At 57.7% G+C, this 11,159-nt stretch carries 10 protein-coding genes, 1 tRNA gene and 1 pseudogene; 7 read left to right on the top strand and 5 right to left on the bottom strand.

Features of this window, described 5'->3' with window-relative positions:
- From BRA42_RS11665 to BRA42_RS11655, 3 genes and pseudogenes are all read right to left on the bottom strand, one after another.
- A pseudogene (locus BRA42_RS11665) lies at nucleotides 1-1,663 on the bottom strand (glycosyl hydrolase); the annotation flags it as partial.
- A gap of 502 nt (nucleotides 1,664-2,165) precedes the next feature.
- Complete coding sequence (locus BRA42_RS11660; RefSeq protein ID WP_292405560.1) at nucleotides 2,166-3,821, bottom strand: hypothetical protein; 1,656 nt, start codon at nucleotides 3,819-3,821, stop codon at nucleotides 2,166-2,168.
- Nucleotides 3,822-4,068: 247 nt separating this feature from the next.
- Nucleotides 4,069-5,616 carry a glycosyl hydrolase family 28-related protein gene (locus BRA42_RS11655; RefSeq protein ID WP_342770580.1) on the bottom strand — a complete coding sequence of 516 codons (1,548 nt, stop codon included), beginning with the start codon at nucleotides 5,614-5,616 and terminating at the stop codon, nucleotides 4,069-4,071.
- Nucleotides 5,617-5,970: 354 nt separating this feature from the next.
- Between BRA42_RS11655 and BRA42_RS11650 the strand changes: the two genes are divergently transcribed.
- A complete protein-coding gene (locus BRA42_RS11650; protein ID WP_292405554.1) occupies nucleotides 5,971-6,567 on the top strand; it encodes a hypothetical protein in 597 nt (198 codons plus the stop codon).
- A gap of 63 nt (nucleotides 6,568-6,630) precedes the next feature.
- Nucleotides 6,631-7,773 (top strand): ORC1-type DNA replication protein, encoded by a 1,143-nt coding sequence (locus BRA42_RS11645; protein WP_292405552.1) that lies wholly within the window; start codon nucleotides 6,631-6,633, stop codon nucleotides 7,771-7,773.
- Between the two features lie 49 nt (nucleotides 7,774-7,822).
- On the opposite strand, the gene BRA42_RS11640 is transcribed toward BRA42_RS11645, so the two are convergent.
- Nucleotides 7,823-8,374, bottom strand: coding sequence for a flavin reductase family protein (locus BRA42_RS11640; RefSeq protein WP_292405549.1), 552 nt, complete (start codon nucleotides 8,372-8,374; stop codon nucleotides 7,823-7,825).
- A gap of 242 nt (nucleotides 8,375-8,616) precedes the next feature.
- Between BRA42_RS11640 and mch the strand changes: the two genes are divergently transcribed.
- The 4 genes from mch (at nucleotide 8,617) to BRA42_RS11620 (ending at nucleotide 10,777) form a co-directional block, all read left to right on the top strand.
- Nucleotides 8,617-9,564, top strand: a complete 948-nt coding sequence (gene mch, locus BRA42_RS11635) for a methenyltetrahydromethanopterin cyclohydrolase (RefSeq protein ID WP_292405546.1) — start codon at nucleotides 8,617-8,619, stop codon at nucleotides 9,562-9,564.
- A gap of 310 nt (nucleotides 9,565-9,874) precedes the next feature.
- Nucleotides 9,875-9,948: transfer RNA gene (locus BRA42_RS11630), tRNA-Val, on the top strand.
- Nucleotides 9,949-10,294: 346 nt separating this feature from the next.
- Complete coding sequence (locus tag BRA42_RS11625; protein WP_342771138.1) at nucleotides 10,295-10,453, top strand: hypothetical protein; 159 nt, start codon at nucleotides 10,295-10,297, stop codon at nucleotides 10,451-10,453.
- A 9-nt stretch (nucleotides 10,454-10,462) separates the two neighbouring features.
- On the top strand, nucleotides 10,463-10,777 hold the full coding sequence (locus BRA42_RS11620; RefSeq protein WP_292410983.1) for a type II toxin-antitoxin system RelE family toxin: 315 nt from the start codon (nucleotides 10,463-10,465) through the stop codon (nucleotides 10,775-10,777).
- Here BRA42_RS11620 and BRA42_RS11615 read toward each other — a convergent pair.
- Nucleotides 10,772-10,942: a hypothetical protein gene (locus BRA42_RS11615; protein ID WP_292410984.1), complete on the bottom strand. Its 171-nt coding sequence runs from the start codon at nucleotides 10,940-10,942 to the stop codon at nucleotides 10,772-10,774. The two genes, BRA42_RS11620 and BRA42_RS11615, sit on opposite strands and share 6 nt — an antisense overlap.
- Before the next feature lie 34 nt (nucleotides 10,943-10,976).
- Between BRA42_RS11615 and BRA42_RS11610 the strand changes: the two genes are divergently transcribed.
- Nucleotides 10,977-11,159: hypothetical protein (locus BRA42_RS11610; protein WP_342772153.1), on the top strand; the 183-nt coding region annotated here is incomplete at its 3' end.

Below are 11,159 nucleotides of genomic sequence, written 5' to 3'. Positions count from 1 at the left end.
CCCCGGAGGCCGGGTTTGCCGGCGTCCAGGAGATATCGGTCACCACCAGGTCCGGCTTCCCGGAGGGGGCCGGGGTGGTGGGGACCGGCGTCACGGGGACGGTCGGGGTCGGAGTGGGTACCGGCGATCCGGTGGGCGTCACCCTGACGTTCTGAAGGGTCGCCTGACCGGCCGGAACCGTGCCGACGACGGTCACGCCGGAGGAACCGGCAGGGAGGGTCTTTGAGATAATCTCCATGTCCTTAACAAGGACGTTCCGCGTGCCGTAGCCTTCGATTACAAAGGGCTTTGCAGCATCGGAGACGATCTGTCCGGAGAAGACGGTGTTCTCGTTCTCCTTCGCCCAGACCAGCGTCTCCACACGGTTGCCCGATGCGTAGATGCTCACCTCGGCGTTGTCGAACTGGCCGTTCGTACCGCCGAGGCTCGAACCCTTACCGTTGTACCCGACCGGATCGATCAGGTAGAAGTTCCGGATTTTCACATTGTTCGCGAGATCTACCTGGAGGCCGTAGCCGTTCGAGGTGATGCTCGTGCAGTTCTCCATCACCAGGGAGGGGTTCGCAGAGCGGGTCGGGACGCTGTAGTAGCCGGCCGGCACCCGGTAAGAGAAGTCGGTCCTTCCGATACCGGTGTTCTTCTCGACACAGTTGTAGAGCTTTCCGCCGTTCGTCGTGTAGAACCCGTTCATGGAGTTGCCCTCCGCCGTGCAGTTGAGGAACGTCACGTCGGCGTTCGGGGCGTAGTAGCCGCATCCGAAGTAGTGGGTCGACATGTCGTTCGGGTTGTAGGCCCGGCTCGGGAAGGGCTTCTGCCCGTTGTTCCGGCTCACGCAGTTCTCAAGGACGGCGTCCGTCACCTTCGGGTCGAACTCGAAGTGGAATCCGGACTCAAGGTTGCCCTCAGCGAGGCAGTTCGTCACCCGGAGACCTTCGATGTCGTTTAACTCCGCAAAGTCGAACCCGGTGATCCAGGGGTTGAACTGACCGTACTTGCCGCAGTTGATCGCGGCACAGTTTTCGTAGCGGACGTCCTTGATCACCTTGTTCGACGAACCCCAGGCGTTGTGGAGGAACCCGTAGGTCCCGGTGTCCACGGCCTTGCAGTTGACGAACTCGATGTCCTCGAGGGTCGGAGCGTATACCGCCGGATCGTGAATCAGGAGGAAAACCGCCTGAATGCTTGCATCCGCGGTTCCCGTGAGGTTGTGGACCGCAGCATGGCTTGCCCGGACGGTGATCACGCCGAGCCACTTGACGCCGCTGCTGTAGCCGCTGCCCGCGACGTGGAACCCGTCGAGGGTCACATGCTCACGGTCGACGTTGATGCGTCCATCGCGGGTGAATTTCAGGAATGTCTCCGATTCACCTTCCCCCATCAGAGTAGAGCCTGCTTTGGGAGCAATGATCCCCGCACAGTTGTATGTGCCGCTGGAAAGGAGGACAACACCGCCGGATGATGGCAGGGCATTCAGTGCTGCCTGAATCTCCACATGATCATTGACCCCGTCGCAGACATAGTCGGCCGCTGCTTTGTCGGCCGCACTACTGTCGCTTGCCGCGACAACCACGTCGGGGGTCGTCTCGAGTGCTCCGACAATCGGGACAAGCCCGACGATCAGGAACACCGCGATTAGAAGCTTCGTTGTCCGTCTATCTCGCACTATCTCACCTCTTAGGAGGCATTGCATTATCTGATGCCTCAAATTTAAAATGTTTTTCAAATTGATTAAACGCATAATATATGCCAGAACTTCAAATAAATCAATATATTTGCTTAAAATTGGTAATTTTTACAATTTTAAGTGGTGAAGTAGAAATAGAAAGGCACATATATAATATAAAATTTTATCATGGAAGCGCCGGAGAATGACCGCCGGAACATGAGATCCCGGGGGACTATCTGGACCGGCCAACGGGACCCGGAGACCCATTATAATTCTTAAAAGAATATAAAATAATGAGAATTTAAGGGCTTGCATCTCCGTCCCCCGGGACGGCAGGCCGACCCCCTGCCGCACCCCGGGAGACATCAACGGCACCACCCCGCGCAAGACACCCCGACCGCACGAGAGCCCCGGAAATGACGCCGGGTACCGGCCTTCCGGTCGAACCCGGCGGCGGACCTCCGGGCGGGTGCAGGGTCCCGAACCGACACGGCGAGCATCATTGCTCTTTCGAGGTGACCGCCACGTTCTCAAACGTCACCGCCCCGGAAGGTACTGTATTTGTGAGGATTACACCGTTAGTGAACGGCGCGAGGTTTGCGGAGACAATCTCCATATTCTTGATCCGAACATTGCGGGTGCGGTCCCCCTCGATCACGAACGGCTTTGCCGTGTCCGAGACTATCCGCCCGGAATATTCGACATTTTCGTTATTTCTCGCCCAGATCAGCGTCTCGGCCCGGTCCCCCGAGGCATAGATGTTTATCACGGAGTTAGACAACGGCCCGCCCTGCGACCCCCCGAGGTCCGTCGCCTTTCCGTCAATCCCGACCGGATTCACCAGGTGAAAGTTCTTAATCCAGACATCGCTTGCAAGGTCGATCTGGAGGCCGTAACCATTGGAATCGATGCTCGAACAATTTTCGAGCACCAGGGACGGGGATATGGACCGGGTAGGGGCAGCGTAGAATGACGCCGGCTGGACTATCCGGTAGTCGTCCTTCCCGGCGCCGACGGATTTATCGATGCAATTGTAGAGTTTGCCGCCATTGGTGGCGTAGAACCCGTACCGGCTGTTCCCCTCGGAGTAACAACTGATGAAGGTGACATCTCCCCGGGGGGCATAGTAGCCGCACCCGAAGTAGTGCGTCGACATATCATCTTCCCGGTAGGTCTTCGTCGGGTAGGCTTTTTGTCCGTTATTCCTGCTGATGCAGTTCTCAAGAATGCAGTCCCGCTTCTCGGGGTCCCACTCGAAGTGGAACCCGGATTCGAGGTTGCCTTCCGCAAGGCAGTTCGTCACCCGGAGACCCTCGATATCGTTTAACTCCGCGAAGTCGAACCCGGTGACCCAGGGATTGAACTGACCATACCTGCCGCAGTTGATCGCGGCGCAGTTCTCGTAGCGGACGTTACGGATCACTGTATTCTCCGTTTCCCAGGCGTTGTGGAGGAACCCGTAAGTCCCGGTGTCCACAGCCCTGCAGTTGATGAACTCGACATCCTCGAGGATGGGCGCGTAGACGTCCGGGTCGTGGAGCAGGAGAAAGACCGCCTGAGTGCTTGCGTCGGCGGTTCCCTCAACGGCGAGGACCTTCGCGTGACTCGCATAGAGGGTGACCACACCGAGCCAGCGGTCGGGTTCGATATCCGGGTAGTCGGTGCCCCGGACATGAAAATTGTAGAGTGTGACGCGTTCCTGTGAGACATTGAGCCGCCCGTTCCTGCTGAACTCGAGAAATGTTGATTCCGGCCCTTCCCCGCGAAGCATGGCATTTACGCCGGGGTAGATGCTCCCCGTGCAGGAGAACGTCCCTTCGGTCAGAGCGACCGTGCCGCCCGATGCCGGCAATGCGTCGAAGGCAGCCTGAATATCAAGGTGATCCCCGGTCCCGTCGCACCGGATATCGGCCCGGGCTTTCGACGCGGAGGTGCTATCGCTTGCCGCAACGACAATCGTCGGCCCGGGCACCTCCGGGGGCGCTACCGGCGTCGTGGGAATCGGGGTGAACGGCGGGGGAGGAGGAGGCGGGAGCGCCGGGCCCGGCGGATAGAAGTGCATGACCAGCACGACGGCGCCGATCACCGAGAGTATAAGAGCGATGGCAATGAGAGTGCGCCTGTCTCCAGGCCCAAGAGGGGGTCTTGCCGACATGGGGTGATTGACCTTGCCCGTTATTTTTCTTCGGCGCCGTGAACGTGAGAGGTTGCCGTCCCGGGTTCACATCGAACCGCAACGTCTTCTGCCCGGCCCATACCCCTATGAGGCAGAAGTACCATTTAAGGGTTTAGCCGACCCGCTCTCGCAGACGGGTTCGGCTCCGAAGCCGGAAAGGCCGACGGGGATTTTTCAGCCATCCTCCGGTTCAACCACCCGTGCGTGAAGCAACGGTGGCCGGGTGCTATGCCGTTTTGTTGACCGCAAGCACCCTGAGGCCGGAGAGGTCCACCCCCACCCGATCTCCCTCGACCAACACCGGCAAAGCGGCATCGGAGATGACCCTGCCCGAGTACGTGACGTTTCTGTTATTCACGATATAGACCAGCGTTTGTGGCCGGTCTCCCGATGCGACAAGATCGACGGTCGAGTTGGAGAGACCCGCATCGATCGTCGAGTTCACCAGGAATTTCCCGGAAGGGCAACCCAATACCGCGCCGATTCCGTCTATGCCTGCCGGATCGGTCATGGTGAAATTCCTGATGAGCGCGTTCTTTGTGCCGCAGACAAACAGGGCCCAGCCGTTTGAATCAAGACTCCGGCAGTGCTCCATCACAAGAGAGGGGTTCTCTGAGACGGGCAGGGACTGGAGAACGCAGTAGGAGATGGGCCCTGGAGAGGAGCCGCCGGACGAGATCCGCCCGGTGCCGTTCTCGGCACAGTTGTAGAGGAGCATACCCTTCGGGTTGACGATAAAGAACCCAAACGCGCTGTTCCCTTCGGCCAGGCAGTTTATCAGCGATACCTGCCCTCCCGGAAGGTAGAAGCCGGACCCGAAGAAGTCCGGATCGCCCACCAGGTAATCTTTGGGATGTGGTTTCTGCCCGTTATTCCGGCTCGTACAGTTAATGAGGACGCAGTCCCGCTTCTCGGGGTCCCACTCGAAGTGGAACCCGGATTCAAGGTTGCCCTCAGCAAGGCAGTTCATCGCCCGGAGACCCTCGATGTCGTTTAACTCCGCAAAGTCGAACCCGGTGACCCAGGGGTTGAACTGACCATACCTACCGCAGTTGATCGCGGCGCAGTTCTCGTAGCGAACGTTACGGATCACCGTGTTCTCCGTTCCCCAGGCATTGTGGAGGAACCCGTAGGTCCCGGTGTCCACGGCCCTGCAGTTGACGAACTCGACGTCCTCGAGGATGGGCGCGTAGACGTTCGGGTTGTGGAGCAGGAGAAAGACCGCCTGGATGCTTGAATCGGCGGTGCCCGTGACGTTGTGGACCCGGGTGCCGCTTGCATAGATGGTGAGCACGCCGAGCCACTGGCTGAGATCGAGGGTCGTGTTCGTACTTGCATTCACGTAGCCGGACCCCATGATATGAAACCCGTCCAGGGTAATGGATTCCCTGGAAATGTTGAGCATCCCGTTCCGGCTGAACGAAAGGTTTGTTTTTTCCGGGCCCTGACCGAGGAGCGTCGTGCCTGACGCCGGAACAATGCTTCCCGAACAGTTGAACGTGCCCTCCGAGAGAACGACCGTCCCGCCGCCCGGCAATGCGGTGAGCGCCGCCTGGATCTCCGCCTGGTCGTCGAGACCGTCGCAGATGTAGTTCGCCTGCATCTTGGATGCCGGGCCGCTATCGCCGGCCGCCACAACGAGCGACGGCGCCGATGCTGCAGCAACGCTCTGGGCAAGCAGAAGGCCAAAGACAATGGCGACCAGAAGTGGGCGGAGCGCGGCCTCCCGATATAAAACACCCCGTATGTACTCCAGGATTACGGAAAGGCGCATACAATACCACCAATTTCTTCAAAGACCCAAAAACGGAGTCTCAATGCTTCGCCGCCATCGCACGGGTTCGCGCAACGTCTGGTAAGCCCGGCCAGATATAATTTCGCAACTATAAAAATCAGAGGTGCGGCAATATCCATATCTCCCCAGAATCCAGATCTTCAACCGTTTCGAGCGGGAGCGGGCGCCGCAAGCAAAGCAGCACCACAATTCATACCCAATCGGGATTCCAGGATTGGGATCACCGCCGAAAACCGGAGTGCCGAGTCCGGGACCGGGCTTGAAGGAAGAGAGGAATGTTGCAGGCCGCCGGTGGGATTGTATATAATGGAATACAAATATTTACAGGAATATATGTCCAGAAAGAAGGAAGTCACCATCGGGATCACCGTCAACCTCGATAACTATGAGAACCTTCGTCTCGAGGTCAAGGGAGATGTAGAGGCCCATGAGGATGTGGACGACCTTATCACGTTCCTCGACGGGATGCTTGCACGATTCGGGCGCGGTGATGCGGCGACCGCAGAGCGGGTGAATGCGTATCGCCGACGCGTTCTCGCGGCCAGACCTGCAGAGCCACAGGCATCGGCGGCCACACGAGCGGCCCCGGAAGAGATGCCAGCAACCACCGCAGCGGAACCGACGCACCGGACAGAAGAGGATGTCTGCCCTTCGACCGATGTCATCGCGGCAGCGATCCCCCCGGCGCCGGAGCACCCGGAGCCTCCCCGAATCCCGGAACCGCCTGCAAAACAGGAGGAGAAAAACCCGGAGCCGGCCCGACCGGTACAGACACCGCAGCAACAGGAACCGGCCATAGCAAAGCCGGCCGCCGCCCCGGGAGAAGACGTCTGCGAGATATGCGGGGCAGCAGTTTCGAAATCGCAGGCAAAACTCTCCCAGCTCTTTATGGGTAAAACGCTCTGTAAAAAGTGCATGGAACAGCCATAAACCCCGTTAATGGGAAATACCAATCTGGAGGTTATATATACTACAATACCCGAGGAATTTATTATGAAGAAGAACCTGCTCATGTGGGACGAGACGCTTTTTCGGGACCCCGACGTCTTCGAGATCGATTATGTCCCCGAGCAGTTCAATCATCGTGATGCCCAGATCAGGGAACTCGCCTTCCAGGTTCAGCCGGGCCTGCGGGGGGGGCGACCCCTCAATACCATCTGCCGGGGTCTTCCCGGGACGGGGAAGACGACAAGCGTCAAGAAAATTCTCGCCGAGATCGAGGAAAACACCAAGAAACTGGTCCCCGTCTACATCAACTGCCAGATCGACAACACCAAGTTCGCCGTCTTTTCGCAGATCTATCGTCGGGTTACCGGGCACTCGTTGCCTGCATCAGGTACGTCGTTCAAAAAGGTCTTCGACGCCATAGCCAGGACTCTGCTGCGAGAGAAGCAGGTGCTCCTGGTGACGCTCGACGATGCGAACTACCTCCTCTATGAAAACGAGATCAACCATGTCCTCTATCCCCTGCTCCGCTCCCACGAGGCCTACCCGGGAGTCCGAATCGGCGTAATCGCCATCGTCAGCGATATGTCCGTCGCCCTGCAAAGCGAGGTGGACACCCGGGTGGCGTCGGTTTTTCGGCCTACCGAGATCTACTTCCCCCCCTATTCGGAGGAGGAAGTTCACGGCATCCTTGAGGAGCGGGTCCTGCAGGGGCTCTACCCGAACATTCTCCGGCCGGATATGCTGGATCTCGTGGTGGAGCAGACGATGAAGAGCGGCGACCTCCGCGTCGGCATCGACCTCCTCAAACGGGCGACCCTCAACGCCGAGAAGGAGGCACGTCGTTCTATCGAGCGTGAGGACGTCTGCAAGGCATACGAGGTTTCCCGGTACCTGCACCTGGCCTACTCGCTCCGGACGCTCAAGGCCGAAGAGAGGACGGTGTTAGGCAGGATTGCAGAGATGGCTGCCCGTGACGACCGGGAGATGAACGCCGGGGAAGTTTACCGTTTTGTCAAGGAGAAGGCGGGGGTCAGTTACACCAGATACTACGCGATTCTTCAGAAGTTTGATTCGATGCGGCTCTTAAACCTCAATTATCGCCAGGGAAAGGGGCGAACCCGTCTGATCAGCCTCCGCTACGATCCCGGGCGCGTGCTGGAACACCTGGGGCAGGGGCAGACGGTCTGACTGACGGCGTTTATTTCGTGCTCGGTGTTGGGCGCCACACTCCCGCGATTCAGCATAGATAGGTCGGCCACTTCACCATCTGTTCCTGGAAGTCGATGGTTTCGCCGTCGACTACAAAGGTACCATCCCCGTTGTGATGGATGACCCGGCGTTCCGCGCGCTCCGGATCGACCCAGGCCTTAACCACCTCCAGGATGAAGAGGTTGTACCTGTCGACCAGACCTGCATCCGCCACCTGGCACTCGAGATTGACGGGGCACTCGGCCACGAGCGGCGGCTTCACCTGTCTAGCAGGCATTGGCGTCAGACCAAAGGCATTGAACTTGTCGATATCCCGGCCAGAACAGTTGCCGATCGCGACCACCCTGGATGCGAGATCGACCGCGGGAACGGCGATCACACACTCCCCCGTCGCACAAAGCGCTGTGAAACTGTGATCCCAGGGCCCGATGATGCAGCCGATCAAAGGACGGCTGTCGTCTATCACCATGTGGTAACTCATCGTCATGATGTTATTGTGCCCGTTATCCACGGTCGTCACCAGCACGACCGGCCCCGGCTCGATGAAGCGATACACCCTGTCCAGCGGAATCTCATTCATGGATCATCATCTCTTCGTGCATCTCGATCACTCATTAGGTCATTGCTCCGCATCGGAGACCGGTACCTCCGGTCGAGAACCGGAGTAAGGTCTATCGGAAGCACCGATCTCAATATTAATCCGAAAACTTCTCGCTCCCCTTCCGGGACCCCGGATCGGGTCGGGGTTATCTTACGGGCCCGCAATCCATTCATAATCCTTATCTATTTCCCCACCGTTTGTACTCTGATGAGGTTTTCCACATGCTCAGCGTAAACGAACTGGCACTGGATATTTTTGAGGAACTCTTCGAATACGCCGAGGAGTTTCATGCCGTCCCGCACGAGCTCGATAACGGCGCACGCATTGTTGACTGCGGCGTCAGCACCAGCGGCGGGTACCTGGCAGGAAGACGGTTCACCGAGATCTGCATGGGCGGACTCGGTGAGGTCGACATCGCGATGGGCCGGGTCAAGGACGTCCCGATCCCGTTCATCGAGGTCAGCACCGACTTCCCGGCCATTGCATGCCTCGGCTCCCAGAAAGCGGGCTGGACGGTCAACGTCAATAAGTATTTCGCCATGGGCAGCGGCCCTGCACGGGCACTCTCCCTGAAGCCCAAGCACACCTACGAGGTCATCGACTACGAGGATGAGTTCGATTACGCGGTCATCTGCCTTGAGAGCGACCACCTCCCGAACGCAGGCGTGATGGAGAATATCGCCGAAGCCTGCAACGTGGACGTTGCAAATACCTGCGCGGTTGTGGCCCCCACGGCGTCGGTCGTCGGCTCAACCCAGGTTGCCGGCCGCTGTGTCGAGACGGCGGTCTACAAACTCAACGAACTTGGTTTCGACACGAAGAAGATCACCGCCGCGATCGGCCACGCCCCGATCGCCCCCGTCAAGAAGGACGGCACGAAGGCGATGGGCAGCACCAACGACGCCACGATCTACCACGGCAGCATCATGCTGACGATGAACGCGCCGGAGATCAAGGATTACCTTGACAGGATTCCGAGCAACAAGTCCCGGGGATACGGCAAACCGTTTTATGAGATCTTCAAGGAAGCCAACTTCGACTTCTATCAAATCGACACCTCGCTCTTCTCGCCGGCCGAGGTCGTCATCAACGAACTCTCCGAGGGCGCGGTCTACCACGTGGGAGCCGTCAACCCCGACGTGACGTTGAAGTCGTTCGGCTTCATCTGAACCTCTTTTTTGCGGCCGGACCCGGCGATCCTTTGTACGTAATCGGGCGGCAGCAGGAGCTGCCGTGAAGAATGGCGGACGACTCATGCATGGCTGTCCGCGGGAGGGCAGGGGACCGGACGATACGGTCTCTTACGCGAAGAATGATTTCCCCGAAGGGGAAGGAGTTCGAGAAAACCCGTCTTCGACCATTCCGGGGATCGGCGACGGGACGCTCCGGAACCCCGAAGAGATGCCGCCCCTCTGCCCCGGGATCTCCGAGAGGCAACACGTTTATCCGTCACGGTGCAAATATTCTAAGGCATCCGCAGGGCTTGTGGTCTAGTCGGTTATGACGTCGCCCTTACACGGCGAAGATCGCCGGTTCGAATCCGGCCAGGCCCATTTTCCTCTTCGCTTTTGCAAATTAGAACCAGTTTTGAAGGTATTTTCGTTCTGAGTTCAGAAACCGTGTTATCGAGCAATTGGCCCACGTTTAGGGCTGTTTCTTTCAGATACTCGTAAGTTTCCGGGGATACTGTAGTATGCACCCTTTTTCTAATCCGATGGATTACGGTTGTTTTATATTTTTCTCCTTTTTCCATTTCTCTTTTCTCCTGTCCGGACATGTCCGGACACGTCCGGACATATTCGTGTATCTGAGACTCTGCACAGAGGGTGATAAAGGGGGGGTTCCCTGACCGGTGGGGGAACCCCCTCCTTAAGAGGCAATACTCACCACGTACAGGCTATGAAGAGAATCAACGCAAAAGGAGAGGTCTTTCAGCAGACTTCCATCTACATCCGTGAGAATGTCTACCTCCTCGCGAAGGAGGCGAGCATCCCCATGTCTGAGGCGGCAGAGCAGGGTGTGATCGCCGCGCTGCGTGCACGGGGCGTCGAGGTCTGAGGGAGGCGCATGACGAAATACGAGGTCATAATCACAGAGAGCGCAAAGAAAGATCTTAAGGCAATTGAGCGTGTTGACAGCGAGTATGTCCAAAAAATCATCCAGAAAATAGAGTTTTGCCTGGGCGAATACCTCTTCGCCCCGATCAAACAATGCAATAAGAAGAAACTGAAAGGGAGGGTGAACACTCACCGGCTACATGTTCAGAGGAAATACACCGTGTTTTACAAGGTGATGGGGGCAAAAGATAACAGGTTTGCTCAGGTTCATCTGATAGTGGGTTTCGAGGCGGCACACCAGATGTACCCGCACATCGATTTATAGCCCAAATTCCTTTTTTATCTCGGCCAGAGTATATTTCCGACCCTTCCCCGCTCTCTCCATGTCTGCATCCAGTCTATCGATACTGGCCTGGATTTCAGCCTGAGTAAGGGTTTTTTTAGTCTTCGGGGTTGCCTTCTTCCGCTCGACTACCGTCTTCGTCGGCATACAAGATGATGTCTGTATCTGGAAAGATATAGTTTTGGGCGAAGTTGAAGTAACCTACCTACACTTTCACGCCGGGACCCGGGAGAAGAGGGAGGCACAACGCACTCTTTCAGGCTGTGGATGTGGATTCGAGGAGTTTGTAGAGAAGGTGATCCCGAAACACCTCAGGCGCGAGGGGGATGCCTTTCGAAGAACTTTGTTCTTCTCATGCACCCGC

This window comes from Methanoculleus sp. UBA374 (assembly GCA_002508705.1).
Classification (GTDB): Archaea; Halobacteriota; Methanomicrobia; order Methanomicrobiales; family Methanoculleaceae; genus Methanoculleus; species Methanoculleus palmolei.
Note: the sequence above shows the minus strand (reverse complement) of the source record. Positions and strands in the feature narration are given on the sequence as shown.